Source organism: Micromonospora sp. SYSU B005 (genome assembly GCF_055362685.1).
On the sequence record NZ_JAXCFU010000007.1, the window covers coordinates 139,253 to 157,827 of the forward strand.

General features: G+C 74.1%; 14 protein-coding genes. 9 read left to right on the plus strand and 5 right to left on the minus strand.

What is annotated here, in order from left to right:
- The 3 genes from SM452_RS17895 to SM452_RS17905 are packed head-to-tail and all read left to right on the plus strand — an operon-like array spanning position 1 to position 8,797.
- Positions 1-189 carry an MbtH family protein gene (locus tag SM452_RS17895; RefSeq protein ID WP_135239827.1) on the plus strand — a complete coding sequence of 63 codons (189 nt, stop codon included), beginning with the start codon at positions 1-3 and terminating at the stop codon, positions 187-189.
- Positions 186-3,311, plus strand: coding sequence for a non-ribosomal peptide synthetase (locus SM452_RS17900; protein ID WP_463840330.1), 3,126 nt, complete (start codon positions 186-188; stop codon positions 3,309-3,311). The genes SM452_RS17895 and SM452_RS17900 overlap by 4 nt, the downstream gene beginning before the upstream one ends.
- Positions 3,311-8,797, plus strand: coding sequence for an amino acid adenylation domain-containing protein (locus SM452_RS17905; RefSeq protein WP_463840331.1), 5,487 nt, complete (start codon positions 3,311-3,313; stop codon positions 8,795-8,797). The genes SM452_RS17900 and SM452_RS17905 overlap by 1 nt, the downstream gene beginning before the upstream one ends.
- Positions 8,798-8,857: 60 nt before the next feature.
- On the opposite strand, the gene SM452_RS17910 is transcribed toward SM452_RS17905, so the two are convergent.
- Positions 8,858-9,307, minus strand: coding sequence for a hypothetical protein (locus SM452_RS17910; RefSeq protein WP_355509332.1), 450 nt, complete (start codon positions 9,305-9,307; stop codon positions 8,858-8,860).
- 48 nt (positions 9,308-9,355) lie between these two features.
- Between SM452_RS17910 and SM452_RS17915 the strand changes: the two genes are divergently transcribed.
- Positions 9,356-11,005, plus strand: coding sequence for a DUF885 domain-containing protein (locus SM452_RS17915; RefSeq protein ID WP_355509331.1), 1,650 nt, complete (start codon positions 9,356-9,358; stop codon positions 11,003-11,005).
- Here the strand turns inward: SM452_RS17915 and SM452_RS17920 are convergent.
- From SM452_RS17920 to SM452_RS17930, 3 genes are all read right to left on the minus strand, one after another.
- A complete protein-coding gene (locus SM452_RS17920) occupies positions 10,951-12,165 on the minus strand; it encodes a hypothetical protein (protein WP_463840332.1) in 1,215 nt (404 codons plus the stop codon). The two genes, SM452_RS17915 and SM452_RS17920, sit on opposite strands and share 55 nt — an antisense overlap.
- A gap of 43 nt (positions 12,166-12,208) precedes the next feature.
- Positions 12,209-12,721, minus strand: coding sequence for an NUDIX hydrolase (locus SM452_RS17925; RefSeq protein WP_463840333.1), 513 nt, complete (start codon positions 12,719-12,721; stop codon positions 12,209-12,211).
- 100 nt (positions 12,722-12,821) lie between these two features.
- The gene (locus SM452_RS17930) at positions 12,822-13,418 is read right to left on the minus strand and encodes a DUF4291 domain-containing protein (protein ID WP_463840334.1); all 597 of its coding nucleotides are present in this window, start codon (positions 13,416-13,418) and stop codon (positions 12,822-12,824) included.
- A gap of 79 nt (positions 13,419-13,497) precedes the next feature.
- Between SM452_RS17930 and SM452_RS17935 the strand changes: the two genes are divergently transcribed.
- Positions 13,498-13,992, plus strand: a complete 495-nt coding sequence (locus tag SM452_RS17935) for a type II toxin-antitoxin system PemK/MazF family toxin (RefSeq protein WP_355509323.1) — start codon at positions 13,498-13,500, stop codon at positions 13,990-13,992.
- A 53-nt stretch (positions 13,993-14,045) separates the two neighbouring features.
- Here the strand turns inward: SM452_RS17935 and SM452_RS17940 are convergent, their stop codons facing one another.
- Positions 14,046-14,681 carry a GGDEF domain-containing protein gene (locus SM452_RS17940; protein WP_355509321.1) on the minus strand — a complete coding sequence of 212 codons (636 nt, stop codon included), beginning with the start codon at positions 14,679-14,681 and terminating at the stop codon, positions 14,046-14,048.
- A gap of 225 nt (positions 14,682-14,906) precedes the next feature.
- Between SM452_RS17940 and SM452_RS17945 the strand changes: the two genes are divergently transcribed.
- From SM452_RS17945 to SM452_RS17960, 4 genes are all read left to right on the plus strand, one after another.
- Positions 14,907-15,164, plus strand: coding sequence for a DUF397 domain-containing protein (locus SM452_RS17945; protein WP_135239836.1), 258 nt, complete (start codon positions 14,907-14,909; stop codon positions 15,162-15,164).
- Positions 15,165-15,269: 105 nt separating this feature from the next.
- A complete protein-coding gene (locus SM452_RS17950; protein WP_194801709.1) occupies positions 15,270-16,157 on the plus strand; it encodes a helix-turn-helix domain-containing protein in 888 nt (295 codons plus the stop codon).
- A 76-nt stretch (positions 16,158-16,233) separates the two neighbouring features.
- Entirely contained in the window at positions 16,234-17,070 is an 837-nt protein-coding gene (locus tag SM452_RS17955) for an SAM-dependent methyltransferase (protein WP_463840335.1), read from the plus strand.
- A gap of 62 nt (positions 17,071-17,132) precedes the next feature.
- Positions 17,133-18,575, plus strand: coding sequence for a serine/threonine-protein kinase (locus tag SM452_RS17960; protein WP_463840336.1), 1,443 nt, complete (start codon positions 17,133-17,135; stop codon positions 18,573-18,575).

The window sequence follows — 18,575 nt, forward strand, 5'->3', positions numbered from 1 at the left end:
ATGGCCGAACCCCGATTCCTGGTCGTGCGCAACGACGAGGAGCAGTACTCGATCTGGTCGGCCGACCGGGACCTGCCCGCCGGCTGGCACGACACCGGCTTCGCCGGCACGCGCGAGGAGTGCCTGGCCCACGTCGACGAGGTGTGGACCGACATGCGTCCCCGCTCCGTGCGCGAGGCCCTCTCATGAGCACGAGCCAGGAGTGGACCTTCCCGGCCTCGTACGCCCAGGAGCGGGTGTGGATGGCCAACCAGCTCGACGCCGGGTCGCCGGTGTTCAACGTGTCCTTCCCGTGGCTGTTCCCGGCCGGCGTGGACGCCGATACGGCCGGTGACGTGGTCAACCGGGTGATCGCCCGGCACGAGGCGCTGCGTACCCACCTGCGGACCGACGACGGCGCGCTGGTGCAGGTCGTGCGCGCCCACGAGCCGGCGTCGCTGCCCGTCACCGACATCACCCACCTGCCGGCCGGTGAGCAGCGGGCCGAGTTCGAGCGCATCCGCGGCGAGATGGCCCGCACGCCGATCCCGCTGGACGCGGCGCCGCTGTGGCGGGCCCGGCTGATCCGCATGGAGGAGGGGCTGGCGCTGGCGTTCGTGGTGCACCACGCTGTCTTCGACAGCCACTCGGCGGTGCTGTTCCACGCCGAGCTGGTCGCGTTCTGCGAGGCCGCGCGCACCGGCGCCGAGCCCGCCGTGCCCGAGCTGCCCATCCAGTACGCCGACTTCGCGGTCTGGCAGCGTCAGCAGCTCACCGGTGCGGAGCTGGACCGGCAGCTCGCGTTCTGGACCGGTCACCTGGCCGGCGCGCCGCCGGTCACCGGGCTGCCGCTGGACCGGCCCCGCCCGGCCCAACTCGGCTTCGCCGGTGACGAGGTGCGTTTCACGCTGCCCGACGGGCTGCTGGACCGCGTCGGCGCGCTGGCCACCGGCGCGCAGGCCACGCCGTACATGGTGCTGCTGGCCGGTTTCGCGGCGCTGCTGTCGCGGATCTCCGGCGACGCCGACGTGGTGGTCGGCGTCTCCACCGCGGGCCGGGACAATCCGGAGCTGACGCCGCTGATCGGCATGTTCGTCAACCCGGTGGCGCTGCGCTGCGACGTCTCCGGTGACCCGACGTTCGCGGCGCTGCTCGGCCGGGTCCGCAACGGCCTGATCGACGCGATGGAGCACGGGCAGACGCCGTTCCAGAAGATCGTCGAGGCGGTCGACCCGCAGCGTGACCCGTCGGTGCAGCCGATCTTCCAGACCGCGCTGAACTGGATCCCGGACTCCGGCCTCGACCCGGTGGAGCTGGGCACCACGAAGGACGACCTGGCCTTCGACATCACCACCGGCGACTGCCGCCTGGTCTACCGCACCGAGTTGTTCGACCGGGCCACGGCCGAGACGGTGGTCGACCGCTACGTACGGCTGCTCGCCGCCGCGGTCGCCGAGCCGGAGCGTACGGTCGGCGCGCTGCCGCTGCTCACCGACACCGAGCGGGATCGGGTGCTCGGCACCTGGAACGACACCGTCCACGACGTGCCGGTGACCACTGTGGTCGACGAGGTGCAGCGGCAGGCCGCCGCCACCCCGGACGCGGCGGCGCTGGTCTGCGACGGCGTGACGCTCGGCTACGGCGAGCTGAACACCGCCGCGAACCGGCTGGCCCGGCTGCTGGTGGCGCGCGGCGCCGGCCCGGAGACCCGGGTCGCGCTGGCGCTGCCCCGCTCCTGCGACCTGGTCGTGGCGATGCTGGCGGTGCTCAAGGCCGGTGCCGCGTACGTGCCGGTGGACACCGCGTACCCGGCCGGCCGGATCGCCTACCTCCTGGCCGACGCCGCGCCCGCGCTGGTGGTGACCGCGCCGGACACCGCCGCCCTGGTGCCCGGTGACGCGCTGGTGCTCGACGGCGAGGTCGGCTCGGACCAGTCCGGCGACGACCTCACCGACGCCGACCGGGTCGCGCCGCTGCGCCCGGAGCACCCGGCGTACGTGCTCTACACCTCCGGCTCCACCGGCCGCCCGAAGGGCGTGGTGGTCGAGCACCGGGCGGTGACCGCGTACCTGGCCTGGGCCCGCGCGACCTACCCGGGGCTGGCCGGGGTGGCGCTGCTGCACTCGCCGGTGTCGTTCGACCTGACCGTGACCGGCCTGCTCGGCACGCTCACCGCCGGCGGCACGGTACGGCTCGCCGCGATCGACGATCCCGCCGCCCGCGCCGGTGGCCGGCCCGCGTTCCTCAAGGTCACGCCGAGCCACCTGCCGCTGCTCGACGGCGAGCTGTCGCCGACGGCCGACCTGGTGATCGGCGGCGAGGCGCTGACCGGTGAGCAGCTCGCCGCATGGCGGGCCGCGCACCCCGACGTGGCAGTCATCAACGAGTACGGCCCGACGGAGGCCACTGTGGGCTGCGTCGCGGCCCGGATCGCCCCCGGCGAACCGGTCCCGGCCGGTCCGGTGCCGATCGGCACGCCCACCTGGAACACCCGGGCGCTGCTGCTCGACGCCGCCCTGCGGCCGGTGCCGCCGGGCGTGGTGGGGGAGCTGTACGTCACCGGCACCCAGCTCGCGCGCGGCTACCACTACCGGCCCGCCCTGACCGCCGAGCGCTTCCTGCCCTGCCCGTACGGCCCGCCCGGCGCGCGGATGTACGCCACCGGCGACCTGGCCCGCTGGCGTGCCGACGGCACGCTGGACTACCTGGGCCGCCGCGACGACCAGGTCAAGGTGCGCGGTATGCGGATCGAGCTGGGCGAGGTGGAGGCCGCGCTGCTGGCCCACCCGGACGTGCGCGCCGCCGCCGCGGCGGTCCGCACCGACGGCGGCGAGCCGACGCTCGTCGGCTACCTGGTGGGCCCGGCCCACGAGGACTCGGTCCGCGCCGAACTGGCCCGTGAGCTGCCCGCGCACCTGGTGCCGGCCGCCCTGGTCCGGCTGGACGCGCTGCCGCTGACGCCGAACGGCAAGCTGGACCGTGCCGCGCTGCCCGCCCCGGCGGCGGCCGAACCGGCCGAGGACAGCTACGTCGCGCCCCGCACCGAGGCCGAGGCCCTGGTCGCCGAGGTGTACGCCGAGATCCTCCAGGTGGAGAAGGTCGGCGCCCACGACGACTTCTTCGCCCTCGGCGGCAACTCGCTGCGCGGCATGCGGGCGATGGCCCGGATCCGCGCCGAGGTGGACGTCGACCTGCCCATGCGGGCGCTGTTCAGCAGCCCCGTGGTGGCGGACCTGGCCGCCCAGATCGAACAGCGGATCGCCGCCGAACTCGACGGGCTCTCCGACACCGAGGTCGCCGCGCTGCTCGCGGCGGAAGAGGGAACCAACTGATGACGGACCTGAAGGATCCGGCCCGCGAGGCGGCCCGGCAGGCGCTGATCGCCCGACGGCTGCGCGCCCGCCAGACCGCCCCCGCGGCCCGGATCACCCCCCGCCCGTCCGGCGCCGAGGTGCCGCTGTCCTACGCCCAGGAGCGGGTCTGGTTCATGGACCAGCTCGCCCCGGGCGAGGCGGCGTACCACATCGCGGTGCCGCTGCGGGTTCGCGGACCACTCGATGTGGACGCGCTGCGCGCCGCCCTGACCGGGCTCGCGGACCGGCACGAGTCGCAGCGCACCCGCTTCCCGGCCGATGCCGACGGCCGCCCCACTGTGGTCGTCGCGGACACCGCCGACGTGCCGCTGACGGTGGTGGAGGCGCCCGACGAGGCCGCCGCGCAGGCGCTCGTCGACGCGGCGGCGGCCGAGCCGTTCGACCTGGCGAACGGGCCGCTGCTGCGGGCCCTGCTGATCCGGCTCACCGCCGACGACCACGTGCTGTTCCTCGCCCAGCACCACATCGTCGGCGACGGCTGGTCGGTGGACGTGCTGCTGCGCGACCTGATCACGCTCTACCGGGGCGGCGAGCCGCCCGCCCTGCCGATCCAGTACGGCGACTTCGCCGTCTGGGAGGCCCAGGAGCTGGACGGCCCGCAGGCGCGGGCGCACGTCGACTACTGGAAGCAGCGGCTGGCCGGCATCACCCCGCTGGAACTGCCGCTGGACCGGCCGCGCCCGGCCACCCAGACCTACCGGGGCGACTTCGTCGAGTTCCAGCTCGACCCGGCCGCCACGGAGGCGCTCAACACGCTCACCCGCGACAGCGGCGGCACGCTGTTCATGACGCTGCTCGCCGCGTACCAGGTGCTGCTGGCCCGGCACGCCGGCCAGGACGACTTCGCCATCGGCGCGTCGGTGGCCGGCCGGTCCGCGCCGGAGCTGGAGAACGTCGTCGGCATGTTCATCAACATGCTGCCGCTGCGCGCCGACCTGGCCGGCGACCCGACGTTCGCCGAGCTGCTGGAACGCACCCGCCGTACGGTGCTCGACGGTTTCGAGCACGCCGAGGTGCCGTTCGCCAAGGTGGTCCACGAGCTGGGCCTGCCGCGCGACGTCAGCCGCTCCCCGGTGTTCCAGACCATGTTCGTGCTGCAGAACTACGAGATGGGCCGCTTCCGCGGCGTGTCCCGCACCGACGAGGTCACGTTCTCCTGGACCCCGATGGAGTTGCAGGCCACCCGGTTCGACTTCGAGCTGCACGCGGTGGAGACCGTCGACGGTCTCTGGGGCAAGCTGGTCTTCAACACCGACCTGTTCGACCGGGTGAGTGTCGAGCGGATGGCGCAGCGCTGGACCACCTTGCTGGACGCGGTCGTCGCCGCGCCGGACACCCCGGTGTCCCGGCTGCCGCTGCTGCCCGCCGCCGAGCGGGACCTGCTGGCCGCCTGGAACGACACCACCGCCGACTTCCCGCGCGCCGAGACGCTGCACGGCCCGATCGAGGAGCGCGCCGCGGCCACCCCGGACGCGGTGGCGGTCACCATCGACGGGCACAGCCGCACGTACGCCGAGCTGAACGCGCAGGCCAACCGCATCGCGCACCGGCTGCGCGCGGCGGGCGTCGGCCCGGAGACCCTGGTCGGGGTGTGCGCGGAACGGTCGGTGGAACTGGTCGCCGGCCTGCTCGGCGTGCTGAAGGCGGGCGGCGCGTACCTGCCGCTGGACCCGGAGTACCCGGCCGACCGGCTCGCGTTCATGGTCGGCGACGCGGACGCGCCGGTGGTGCTGGTCCAGTCGCACCTGCGCGACGTGCTGCCCGGCACCGGCGCCACGGTGCTCGAACTGGACGACGCCACGGTCTGGGCCGGTCAGCCCGAGACCGACCCCACGCCGGCCGCCGGGCCGGAGAACCTGGCGTACGTCATCTACACCTCCGGCTCCACCGGTCGCCCGAAGGGCGTGCCGAACACGCACCGGGGCATCGTCAACCGGCTCGACTGGATGCAGAAGACGTACGGCCTCGGCGCCGACGACGCGGTGCTCCAGAAGACCCCGGCGAGCTTCGACGTGTCGGTGTGGGAGTTCTTCTGGCCGCTGCGCACCGGCGCCCGCCTCGTGCTGGCGAAGCCCGGCGGTCACAAGGACGCCGGCTACCTGCGCGACCTGCTGGTGTCCGAGCGGATCACCACCGCCCACTTCGTCCCGTCGATGCTGACCGTCTTCCTCGCCGAGGACGGCGTGGAGGCGGCCACCGCGCTGCGCCGGGTGATCTGCTCCGGTGAGGAGCTGCCGCTGGCCTCGGCGGCCGACTTCACCGCCCGGCTGCCCTGGTGCGGCCTGCACAACCTGTACGGCCCGACCGAGGCGGCCATCGACGTGACCGCCTGGGCGTGCGAGCCGGACCGGCTCGCCGAGGTGACCAGCGTGCCGATCGGCGCGCCGATCGCCAACCTGCGGCTGCACGTGCTCGACCCGTCCGGCGCGCAGTGCCCGGTCGGGGTGGCCGGCGAACTGCACATCGGCGGTGTCGGGCTGGCCCGCGGCTACCACCGCCGGCCGGCGCTGACGGCGGAGAAGTTCGTCCCCGACCCGTTCTCCGGCGAGCCGGGCGCTCGCCTCTACCGCACCGGTGACCTGGCCCGCTGGGTCGTCGGCCCGGACGGCGCCGGGGTGATCGAGTTCCTGGGCCGCATCGACCACCAGGTCAAGCTGCGTGGTCTGCGCATCGAGCTGGGCGAGATCGAGAGCGCGCTGCGCGACCAGCCGGGCGTCACCGAGGCCACGGTGATCGTCCGCGAGGACAGCCCGGGCGACAAGCGGCTCACCGCGTACCTGGTGGGGGAGGCGGAGCACGCCGCGCTGAAGGCGGCGCTGAAGGACACGCTGCCCGAATACATGGTGCCGGCCGCGTTCGTCACGCTCGACGCGCTGCCGCTGACCCCGAACGGCAAGCTGGACCGCAAGGCGCTGCCCGCGCCGGTGGTCACCCGCGAGGCGTCGGTGGCGCTCGTCGAGCCGCGCGACGACACCGAGCGGGCGCTGGCCGCGATCTGGTCCGAGGTGCTGGGCGTGGACACGCTCGGCATCGACGACGACTTCTTCGACCTGGGCGGGCACTCGATGCTGGCCACCCAGGTGGTCGCCAAGATCCGCAAGGCGGAGCTGGGCGGCCGGGCGGTCGGCGTGATGGACCTGTTCCAGCAGCGCACCATCCGGGACCTCGCCGCGTTCATCTCCGGTGACGCCGCGCACGAGGGGCCGCGCCGGCTGCTCTACGAGCTGACCAAGCCGATCCCGGCGGGCAAGCGGGTGCTGACGTACGTCTGCGTTCCGTACGGCGGCGGCAGCGCCATCGTCTACCAGCCGCTTGCCGACGCGCTGCCGGCCGGGTACGGGCTGTGGTCGCTGGCGATCCCCGGCCACGACGTGGGTCTCAGCGAGGACGCGCTGCCGTTCGACGAGCTGACCAGCCGGGTCGCCGACGAGATCCTGGAGCGGGTCGAGGGACCGATCGCCCTGTACGGCCACTGCGGCGTGGGCAGCGCCATCCTCGCCGACGTGGCCCGCAAGGTCGAGGCGGCCGGCCGGGACCTGGAGGCCGTCTACATCGGCGCCATGTTCCCGTTCGCCCGTCCGAAGGGCGTGATCGCGGCGCTCCGCGACCGCCTCGAGCGGCTCAGCAGCAACAGGCACTCGGCGAGCTGGCTCAAGTCGATGGGTGTGGACACCGACGAGCTGGACCCGGAGCAGGCCGACCGGATCATCAGCAACATGCGGGCCGACTCCCGCGCCTCGGAGGAGTACTTCACCCGGCTGCTGGACCAGCAGGCGGAGAAGCTCCGGACGCCGATCATCTCGGTGGTCGGCTCCGAGGATCCGGTGACCGACTACTACCGCGAGCGGTACGCCGAGTGGCAGTTCCTCAGCGACACGCTCGGCCTCGTGGTCCTCGACCAGGCCGGGCACTTCTTCCTCAAGTACCGCGCCGAGGAACTGGCCGAGATCGTCACGCAGGTGCACCCTGCGGTGGTCGCCGGTGACGTCAGCGCGCTGACGCCGGAGGCCCGGGGCGAGGACGCCGGCTGGGTGGTGGCCGACACGCTGCGGGTGGGGGAGGACCGTAAGCCCACCAAGACGGTCAAGCCGAGCATGGGCCGGTTCATGGCCATCACGACCGGTCAGCTCATCTCCAGCACCGGTTCCGCGCTGACCGCGTTCGCGCTGCCGATCTGGCTGTTCAACCGCACCGGCTCGGTGGCGAACCTCGGTCTGCTCTGGGCGCTCGCGCTGATCTGCGGCGTGCTCATGCTGCCGGTGGCCGGCGCCCTGGTCGACCGGGTCAGCCGGCGGCGGATCATGATGACGGCGAGCTGCTTCGCCGGGTCCGTCCAGCTCGTGCTGGCGGCCCTGTTGTGGACCGACAACCTGGTGCTCTGGCACATCTACATGCTGGTGGCGCTCAGTTCGGTGGCCGGTTCGTTCCAGCGGATCGCGTTCCAGTCGGCGGTGCCGCAGCTGGTGCCCAAGCGCTACCTGGGTCACGCCATGGGCATCACCCAGCTCTCCACCGGTGTGGCCACGCTGCTCATGCCGGCGTTCGCGGCCGGCCTGCTCGCCACCATCGAGCTGAAGGGCATCCTGCTGGTCGACGTGGCCAGCTACGTGTTCGCGGTGCTCACCCTCGCCGTGGTCCGTTTCCCGGACGCGCTGGGCTGGCGGCCCCGGGAACGACTGCTGGTGGCCATCGCCAACGGTATGCGCTACTCGTGGCGGCACCGCGGGTTCCGGCTGATGCTCGGCTACTTCGCGCTGGGCAACATCTTCCTGGCGCCCGCACTGGTGCTCATCACGCCGCTGGTGCTGTCGTTCGGCAGCCCGACCCAGGTGGCGCAGGTGGCGCTGGCCGAGGCGGTCGGCGCGGTGCTCGGCGGCGTGCTCATGTCGCTGTGGGGCGGTCCGCGCAAGCGCCGCATGATCGGCGTGCTCATCGGCAACCTGGGCACCGCGATCGGCTGCGTGCTGATCGGCCTGGACGCGTCGGTGGCGATGATCTGCGTCGGCTTCTGCTGGCTGGCCATGTCGATGACCACCGCGCAGTCGATCTACGCGACGATCGTCCAGGTGAAGGTGCCGCAGCGCTTCCACGGCCGGGTGTTCAGCCTGAACCAGACCATCTCCTGGTCGACGCTGCCGATCGGGTTCGCGCTGCTCGCGCCGGGCGCCACCGCGCTGTTCGAGCCGATGCTCGCACCCGGCGGGGCGCTCGCCGGCTCGGTGGGCGCGGTGATCGGCACCGGCCCGGGCCGGGGCATCGGTTTCGCGTACATCTGCTTCGGCGCGGCGCTGATCCTCATCACGCTGGGCGGTTTCGCGATCCGGCTGCTGCGCCGGTTCGACCTGGAGGTGGAGGACTCCCTGCCGGACGACCTCATCGGTGCCCAGGAACGGGAGAAGCGCCTGGCCGCCAAGGCCGAGAAGAAGGAACTCGTCTCGGTCTGACCGTGTCGATCACGGAGTTCGCGCCGGTTCCGGGCACCCCGGCCGACGCGAACTCCGTGGTCACCGGGCGGGGGCCCGGTCGGCCATCCCGTGCGAACGCCGGGGCTGCACGATGAGCAGCGCCACCAGCAGATGGGCAACTGCTACCGGCATTGCCGCCTTCGCACCGGCCACGCCGAACGCGAGCAGCGGGAACGGCACGGCGAGGAGCAGGACCGCGGCCAGCCGGAACCAGTACCACCGGGCGTCGGCCAGCAGGCGCAGCAGTCCCAGGCTGCCGGCGGCCAGGGCGCTCACGATCAGCCCGCCCCGGCTGAAGATCACGGACGACACCTCGGTGAGGGCCCGGCCGGAGACCTCGACGAGTCCGCCGGCCGGGGTCAGCTGCCACAGCACCGGGACCGCGATGGCGATGCCGAGGTAGAGCAGCAGGTGGGTGCTCAACCAGGGCAGGGCGGGCAGGGCCGCGACAGCCTGGATCGGGTGCCGGCGAGGCACATCGACGTTCACGGCGGGAGCGTATCGGGAGCCCGCCAGCGTGCGACTAGCCTCGACGCCATGATCGACGAGTTCACCGACGCGCTGCTGCGGGAGATGGGGCGCCTCGATCCGTGCGCCGCCGTGGTCGAGGCCGGTGAGCCGGACGTCGACGGCCTCACCGACTACAGCCCGGACGGTCACCAGGCCCGCGCCGACCTCGCCGCCCGCGCCCTGCGCCGGATCGAGACGCTGCCCGCGACCCCGCTGCACGCCCACCTCGCCGAACGGCTGCGCGCCCGGATCGCCTTCCACGACGCCGGGGAGGACCTGCGGGAACTGCACGTCGCGGCCACCGGCCCGCTCCAGCTCATCCGCCAGTGCGTCGAATCAGCGGTGCCGGGCCGCGACGCCGGGCGCGCGGCCTCCGAGGACGGCTGGGCCCGCGTCGGCGCGCGACAGGCCGCCATCCCGGCCGCACTCGACGGGTACGCCCGGAGCCTGTTGCTCGCCGCCGCGCGCGGTCACCTGCCGGCCCGGCGTCAGGTGGACCTGGTGACGCGGCGCTGCCGCACCTGGCTCGACGACGACCTCGCCCTGGTGCAGCGGTACGGCGACGGCCCGCAGCGCGCCTCGTTGCAGGCGGCGGCGCAGGGCGCGCGGGAGGCGTACCGGCGGTTCGCCGCGACGCTCACCGCGGACCTGGCGCCCCGGGCGCACGAAGACGAGGCCTTCGGCCCACAGCGGTACGCCCTCTGGGTGCGGGCCTTCCTCGGCGCGGAACCGGACCTGCGGGACCTGTACGCGTGGGGCTGGGACGAGTTCACCGCGATCGAGGCGGAACTGGTCGCCGAGGCGAAGGCCCTGGGCGGCACCGTGCCCGAGGTACGGGAACGGCTCGACCGTCCCGACGCGCCGGGCGTCCTGCGCAGCCGGGACGAGTTCGCCGCCTGGCTCCAGGAGCTGCTGGAGGCCACCACCGAGCGGATGCACGGCGTCCACTTCGACATTCCCGCGCCGCTGCGCCGCGTCGAGTCACGGGTCACCACGTCGGGCGGCACCGCCTACATCGCGCCGTCGCGGGACCTGACCCGGCCGGGCCGGGTCTCGTGGCTGCTGCCCGCGGGGCAGGAGTACTTCTCCACCTGGTGGGCGTACAGCACCGCGTACCACGAGGGCGTCCCCGGCCACCACCTGCACCTCGGCTCGGAGGCGTGCCGGGGCGGGCCCGGGCAGCGGCTGAACCTGCTCGGCGGGCTCTCCGGAGCCCAGGAGGGCTGGGCCCTGTACGCCGAGCGGTTCATGGACGAACTCGGGCTCTACGAGCAGCCGGGCGCCCGGCTGGGACACCTGTTCATGCAACTGCTGCGGGCGGCCCGGGTGGTGCTCGACATCGGCCTGCACCTGAAGCTGCCGATGCCCTCCGGCGGCGGCGCGCCGTGGACGCCCGACGCCGCGCTGGACCTGCTGCGCGACCGCTGCCACCAAGGCCCGTACGCACCACTGGAACTGGCCCGCTATTTGGGCCGGCCCGGGCAGGCGCTCACCTACAAGGTGGGGGAGCGGGTGTGGCGGGACGGCCGCGCGGCGTTCCCCGGCGACCGGCGCGCGTTCCACAACCGGGCGCTGGAACTCGGCTCGTTGGGACTGGACCAGCTCAGCAGCGCGCTCGCCGCCTACCCGGCGTCGTCGGCGGGCAACTCCTCCGGGTCGGCCACCCAGGCGGAGTAGACAGGCAGCGCGTGCCACGGGCCGCCGGCCGGGTCGGTGGTCACCGCGACCACCGCGTACGGGTGACCGAACCGCAGCTCGGCGACGCGCGCGATCCCCTCCGGCGGTAGCGCTGTCGCCCGGCCGAACGCGGTCACCGCGGCGGCCTCGAAGCCGTAGCGGCCGAACCGGGCCACCGCGGACTGCGCGGCGTCGAACCTCGGCCCGGCCAGGCCCAGCAGCTCACCGAGCGCCCGGGCCGCCGCGTCGAAGCCGAACCCGCGCGCGGTCAGGTCGTGCCGGCTGCGTGCCGACCAGCAGGGCAGCACCGCCGTGGCGCGTTCCTCCCGGCCGTCCGCCGCGAACGTGTTCACCGGCTCCTCCCGCAGCGTCCACAGTGCCGTCTCGCCCAGCGGCAGGTCGAACAGCGACCGGTGACCCGGTACGGCGTCCGGGGCGAACGCGGCGGCGCTCGCCAGTTCCTGCGCGGCGGCCAGCACATCGGCCGCCGGTACCTCGGGCGCGGCGGCCACCGACACCACGAGCATCCCCGCGCCGTCGTCGCCGGTGCGGGCAGGCACCGCGTGCGCCGCCACGTCACCGGCCCGGTCGGTGGCCGCCACCCAGCAGCGGTGCCCGGACGGCGGAGTACGCAGCACCCGGCTCAGCCGGCCGGACCAGGCGCTGCCCGCGCCCAGCTCCGCACCCGCGGTGGTGTCGAACGGGTCGGCCCACGACACCCGGGTCGCGAGCGCGCTGGCCAGCATCAGCAGGGTGTCCGGGGCGACGTCGACCGGGAAGCTGTCGATCAGCCCGCCGGTACGCTCCCGGGCCCAGGCGTCCAGCGCCGCCTGGTCCGGCAGCGGACCACGTTGGGTGGCCTCCGGCAGGGCGGCCCGCCACGCGGCCAGCTCGGCGGCCGGGGTGCGTTCCCACAGCGCGGTGGCGGCGGCGACCATCGGGTGCGGCGCGGCGAGCAGCGCCCGGGCCTCGGCGGCGGCGTCGTCCGGGTCGGCGCCGAGCGCCTCGGCCAGCGCCGCGCGGGCGTCGCCGGTGGCGGCCGGGCCGGTCAGCGCCAGCAGCAGCCAGGCGCCCAGCGATGAGGCGACGTGGTGGGTGTCACCGGCGGCGCGGTGCAGCCGCTCGGCGTAACGGGCCAGGGGTGCGCGCAGAGGAGTCACGGCTCCACTCTGCCCGCCGGCGCGCCCGGCGGCACGCCCCGCGTCAGGACCACAGCTCGAACGGCTCGTCGATCTCCGTACCGGCCAGGAACGCCGGTAGCAGTTCCGGCAGTCGCCCGGGATAGCAGCGCGGCCGCTCGGCGAGCACCTCGGCCAGCGGCCACCAGCGGAACCCGAAGTAGTCCTCCACCTCGTAGTCCAGCCGCAGCGCCTCGTCCACGTCCGGTCCGGGGCCGGGCAGCCGTACCGTCACCACCACCTCGTCCTGGAGGTGACGGCGCTGGCGGTGCCGGAAGCTGGCCCGCCGCCGCCAGGTGGGAGCGCCCACCTCGTCCGGGCCGATCGCGATGCCGGTCTCCTCGCGCAGTTCGCGGACCGCCGCCTCCCGGTACGTCTCGCCCGGGTCCAGCCCGCCGCCGGGCAGCTCCCACCACACGCCGAGGTCGGGGTGGTCCGGGTCGCGGGTGTGGAACAGCAGCAGGCGGTCGGCGGCGTCGAGCACCACCAGCCGCACCGCGCTGCGCTCGAACAGCGGCAGATCGTCGGGCAACTCCACGCCCCCAGCGTAAGGAAGGGCCCCCTGTTAACGCCTCCCGTAGTAGAAGGGCCCCTTGTTAACAGCGCGCCTCGCGGCGCCCGCCCGGTGCCGGGGTCGCTCAGCCGGCGTCGACGATCCGGGCCACCTCGACCGGCAGCGGGTACGGCCGCTCCACCGGCAGCAGCGCCGCCGCCCCGGCCTCGTCGCCGTCGGTGAGACGACCGTGCACCGACCGGGCCAGCCCGGTGACGTTGGTGAGCCCGACCACCCACTCGTCGACGTACCGGCGTACCGCGTCGCCGGTCAGCCCGACCTGCAGCGAGCGGTACGGCAGCGGCGCCTGCGGCAGCGAGCGTTCCGGGTCCCACTGCACCCGCACCGGGCTGACCCGCAGGCTGTGCCGCCAGGCGTCCCGGTCCGGGTGCAGACGCGGGTCGTAGCTGCTGAGGCAGGCGTGGCGCAGGGCCCACTCGAAGCCGGCCCGGCTGATGTCGACCGCCAGCACCCGTTCCTGGCCCGGCTTGAGCGCCCAGCCGCAGCGGTACATCATCCAGCGGAACGAGGGCTTGATCCAGGTCATCCGCTCCCGCTTGAACGGCGGCACGAACCGCCCCGCGCGCAGCGCCGCGTCGGCGATCTCCGGCGGGTACGCCTGGTAGACGGTGACGGCGGTGCCGGTGTACGCGGCGCGGATCTGGTGGCGGGGCACTGTCACCGGGGCATGATGGCACCGCGTACCCGCTCCGGCGACCCGATTCCGGGCCTGGCGCACCCCGACCGATAGGCTGCCCGCCGTGGCAGGTCTGTTGAGGAACGTGGCGTCGAAGCTCGGCCGGATCACCCGGGGCGTACCCGTGCCCACCCGCCCCGGCGGGCCGATCCCGGCTCAGGTCGCGCGCCGCCGCCAGGTCAGCGCGTTGCAGCGTCGCGAGCTGTCGTACGCCCCGGAGCCGGACGGGCAGGCCGACCCGGGCGAGATCGTCTGGACCTGGGTGCCGTACGAGGACGATCCGCGTCAGGGCAAGGACCGCCCGGTGCTGGTGGTGGGCCGGCACAGCCGCACGCTGTTCGGGCTGATGCTGTCAAGCCAGAGCGACCGGGACGGCCAGCGGCACTGGCTGGCGCTCGGCCCGGGGGAGTGGGACCGGGACGAGCGGCCGAGCTGGGTTCGCCTGGACCGGGTGCTCACCATGCGCGAGGACAGCATCCGCCGCGAGGGCGCGGTGCTGGACCGGCCCCGGTTCGACCGGGTCGGGCAGGCGTTGCGCGCCGGCTACGGCTGGCGCTGACCCACCGGACAGAGCCGCCCCGGCACCCCGCGACGAGCTAGCGGACGAGCCGCTCAGCACTCCGCGACGAGCTGGCGGGCCGGGCGGGACGCGCCGAGCGTCTTCGCCTCGTACATGGCCGCGTCGGCGCGGCAGAGCGCGTCGGTGAGCTGGTTGGGGCAGTGCACCGGCGCCAGCCCGACGGAGGCGGTGACCTGGATGCTGCGCGCACCGAGCGGGATCGGCGCGGCGAGCGCCTCGCAGAGCCGCCGGGTGGCGTGCTCGATCCACCGGCGGTCCGGCGTCGGGCTGGCCAGCAGTCCGGCGAACTCGTCGCCGCCGAGCCGGGCGACCAGGTTGGGGCCGGCGAACGCGGCGAGCCGCTGCGCGACGCTGACCAGCACCTGGTCCCCGGCGGCGTGCCCGTAGCGGTCGTTCACCTGCTTGAAGTTGTCGAGGTCGAGCACGACCGCGACGAGCGGCTGGCCGGCGGGGTCGGTGAGCAGGGCGGCGGCCAGCCGGAAGAACGCGCGGCGGTTGGGCAGCCCGGTGAGCGGGTCGTGGCTGGCGGCGTGCCGCTCGGCGGCCAGCTCGGCCTGGAGCAGCTCGATCTCGGCTTCGGCGCGCAGCGCGCGGCGGCGTAACTGCCAGGCGGAGACGAGCGCGCCCGCTGCGGAGATGCCGGAGGCGATGGTCATCGGATCCGCCAACGCGTCCTCCTCACCGCAGTCCCGAAGCCGCGCGGAGCGGCGTCCCCGGGGCCGGGCTCAGGTCACCGTACGTGAGCGAACCGGCACACCGTATTTCGAGTATCATCCTCTCCGTCCATTGCAGATGCAATAGCAGATGCACGTGCATCTCACTCCTCAGTCGACAGACGTCGCCACCCACCGCTCCTCCCCGCGGCCTCGGCTGGCTCATCCCGAAGGACGCCCATGCAGCAACCCCCGAACGGCGTGCCCGTGACCGAGTTGCCACCGATGCGCTGGCTGAAGAGCCGCCGCAGCAACCCCAGCGGCAACTGCGTCGAACTGGCCGAGCTGCCCGACGGCGGCGGCATCGCGGTCCGCAACTCGCGGCACCCGGAGGGCCCGGCGCTCATCTACACAGTGGACGAGATCGCGGCCTTCGTGCTCGGCGCGCGGGACGGCGACTTCGACCACCTGATCCCGCCGTCCCGTACACGGGACTGACTTCGTCCGTCCGGAGGAGTTCACCTCACTGTCGGTTCATGGCATGCTTACTCGTCGGTCCGGGAGGGTGCCCGGCCGGGGCGGTCGGGATGCGAGGGCGGTCAGGTGGCGACGGTGCCCGTCGAGGGTGGTCCGACAAGCGGTCCGACAGTGCTGCGCATGCTGCTCGGCGGGCAGCTGCGCCGGCTGCGGGAGAGTGCCGGGGTCAGCCGGGAGACCGCCGGCTGGGAGATCCGCTCGTCGGAGTCGAAGATCAGCCGGATGGAGCTGGGCCGGGTCGGCTTCAAGGAGCGCGACGTGGCCGACCTGCTCACGCTCTACGGCGTCACCGCTCCGGAGGACCGCGACGCGCTGCTCAAGCTGGCCCGCGACGCGAACAGCCCGGGCTGGTGGCACCGCTACGGCGACGTGCTCCCCGCCTGGTTCCAGTCGTACCTGGGCCTGGAGGCGGCCGCCGCGCTGATCCGCACGTACGAGGTGCAGTTCGTACCCGGCCTGTTGCAGACCGCCGCGTACGCCCGGCAGGTGATCCTGCTCGGCCACCGCGGCGCGTCGGCGGCGGAGCTGGACCGGCGGGTGGAGCTGCGGATGCAGCGCAAGGAGCTGCTGCGGCGGCCCAACCCGCCGCAGCTGTGGGCGGTGCTCGACGAGGCGGTGCTGCGCCGACCGATCGGCGGCGCCGCGGTGATGCGCGAGCAGATGGACGCGCTGATCGAGGCGACCTCGGGACCGCACGTGCGGTTGCAGATCGTCCCGTTCGCCGCCGGCGGGCACGCCGCGGCCAGCGGCGCGTTCAGCATCCTGCGCTTCGGTGACGCCGACCTGCCCGACATCGTCTACATCGAGCAGCTCACCAGCGCCATCTACCTGGACAAGCGCGACGACCTCGACTTCTACGCCGAGGCGATGGAACGGTTGTGCGTGGAGGCCGCGCCGCCGGAGCGGACCCCGGAACTGCTGGCCCGCCTGCGCGACGAGCTCTACCCGGCCTGACCGGCGCGGTGGCGGGCAGTAGCATGACCGCCGACCGAAGACAGTGGACGGTGGCACCCGAGTCGTGGAGGCGGCCTTGACCAGCGACGCACCAGGTACGGCACCCGAGTCGGGCCGGATCGACACCACGGTGGCGCATCCCGCCCGCCGGTACAACTACTGGCTCGGCGGAAAGGACAACTTCCAGGCCGACCGCGACTCCGGCGACGCGATGGCCGCGCGGTTCCCGACCATCCGGATCAGCGCGCTGGAGAACCGGCGGTTCCTGCGCCGCGCGGTGCGCCACCTGGCCGGTGAGGCGGGCATCCGGCAGTTCCTGGACATCGGCACCGGCATCCCCACCGCCGACAACACGCACGAGGTGGCGCAGGCGACCGACCCGCGCGCCCGGGTGGTCTACGTCGACAACGACCCGATCGTGCTGGCCCACGCCCGCGCGCTGCTCACCAGCTCCGCCGAGGGCGCCACCGCCTACCTCGACGCGGACCTGCGCGACCCGGAGCGCATCCTCGCCCACCCCGACCTGCGCCGCACGCTGGACTTCTCCCAGCCGGTGGCGTTGATGCTGCTGGCGGTGCTGCACTTCGTGCCCGACGACGAGGACCCGTACTCGATCGTCGGCCGCCTGCTGGACGCCCTGCCCGCCGGCAGCTACCTGGCCGCCTCGCACGCCACCCACGACTACCTGCCGGCCGAGGTGGCCGCCGAGGCGAAGGCGGCGGCCCGCGGCGGCGGTCCGCACGGTGTGATCAACCTGCGCAGCCGGGAGGAGGTCGTGCGCTTCTTCGACGGCCTGGAACTGGTCGAGCCGGGCATCTGCTCGGTCGCCGAGTGGCGCGCCGACGGCGAGCCCGAACCGCGCCCGTCGGTGATCGACGTCAGCATGTACGGCGGGGTCGCCCGCAAGCCCTGACGCCGGGCCCCGGGCCGGGCGGTTGACGGGCACGGGGACCGGACGGGCACACTGGAGGCATCATGTCGCCGTTCACGCCCGCCCTGCGCCTGCACGACCGGTACGTCCTGCGCGAACGCATCGGTCTCGGCGGGATGTCCGAGGTGTGGCGCGCCGACGACGAGGTGCTGCACCGGCCCGTCGCGGTCAAGGCCCTCGCCGGGCAGCTCGCCGCCGACCCGCAACTGCGCGCGGTCATCCAGCGCGAGGCCCGCGCGGCGGCGCGGCTCACCCACCCGCACGTGACCCAGGTGTACGACTACGGCGAGGCGACGCTGGACAGCGGCGTCGTCGTCCCGTACCTGGTGATGGAGCTGGTGGAGGGTCAGACGCTCGCCGACCGGCTGAACGGCGGGCCGCTGGCCTGGCCGGACGCGGTCCGCACGGCCGGGCAGGTCGCCGGCGCGCTGGCCGCGGCGCACCGGATCGGCGTGGTGCACCGCGACATCAAGCCGGCGAACGTGATGCTCACCGAGACCGGCGCGAAGGTGCTCGACTTCGGCATCGCCGCGCCCGCCGGCCCGCACCCGGTCACCGGGCAGACCGGCGCGCTGCTGATGGGCACCCCCGCCTACTTCGCCCCGGAACGTCTCGATCCCGGCCCGGCGAACCCGGCCGGCGACGTGTACGCGCTCGGCGTGCTGCTGTACCGCAGTCTCACCGGCCGGGCACCGTTGCCGGTGCGCAGCTGGGACGACGTGCTGGACGTGCGGCGCACCCGGCCGCCGGTGCCGCCGCTGCGGGTGCCCGGTCTGCCGCCGGAGATCGCCGACCTGGTCCTGACCTGCCTGGACGTGGATCCGGAGCGGCGACCCACAGCGGCCCGGCTCGCCGACCGGCTCGGCGCGGGCCGCCCGGTGGACCCGCCGACCGCGATCCTGCCCACAGTGGCGCCGGCGGCGCACCCGCCGACCCTGATCGAGCGGTCCCCGGCCGCCGCGTCCCGCCCGGTCCCGCCGGCACGTCCCGTCGCGCCGCCGCGCCCGGCGGTCTCGTCGAACCGGCTGCTCGGGCTGCTCGTCGCCGGTGCCCTGGTGCTGCTGCTCGCGGTGGTGGGCTCGCTGGTGTGGGGCGACGGCTCCGGCACCCCACCGGCCGCCGCGCCCACCGCCGGCCCGTCGACCGGCGCCGCCGAGCCGCCCGCCCCGGAGCCCAGCAGTGCCGCGCCGCCGTCGACGGCGCCCGAACCGGTGACGCTGCGTCAGCTCGGCGACCGTTTCGGTGAGCTGATCGACCGGGCCGAGTCGATCGGCCTGATCGACCGCAAGGTTGCCGACGACCTGCGCAAGAAGGCCGCCGAGCTGGACCGGGGCAAGCCGAAGGACCGGAGCAAGCGGGTCGAGGATCTGCGGGAGAAGATCGACGACGCGGCCGAGGACGACAAGATCGACCCGGTCATCGCCACCGCGCTGCGCAAGCTGCTCGACGGCTACGAGCGGCTGCGCGGCGGCGCCGACGAGGGCTGA

Excerpts from the sequence above, each read along its gene's own strand:
- SM452_RS17945 (WP_135239836.1), top strand. The coding sequence starts at position 14,907 with ATGCAGCAACCCCCGAACGGCGTGCCCGTGACCGAGTTGCCACCGATG.
- SM452_RS17895 (WP_135239827.1), top strand. The coding sequence starts at position 1 with ATGGCCGAACCCCGATTCCTGGTCGTGCGCAACGACGAGGAGCAGTAC.
- SM452_RS17905 (WP_463840331.1), top strand. The coding sequence starts at position 3,311 with ATGACGGACCTGAAGGATCCGGCCCGCGAGGCGGCCCGGCAGGCGCTG.
- SM452_RS17960 (WP_463840336.1), top strand. The coding sequence starts at position 17,133 with ATGTCGCCGTTCACGCCCGCCCTGCGCCTGCACGACCGGTACGTCCTG.
- SM452_RS17900 (WP_463840330.1), top strand. The coding sequence starts at position 186 with ATGAGCACGAGCCAGGAGTGGACCTTCCCGGCCTCGTACGCCCAGGAG.
- SM452_RS17915 (WP_355509331.1), top strand. The coding sequence starts at position 9,356 with ATGATCGACGAGTTCACCGACGCGCTGCTGCGGGAGATGGGGCGCCTC.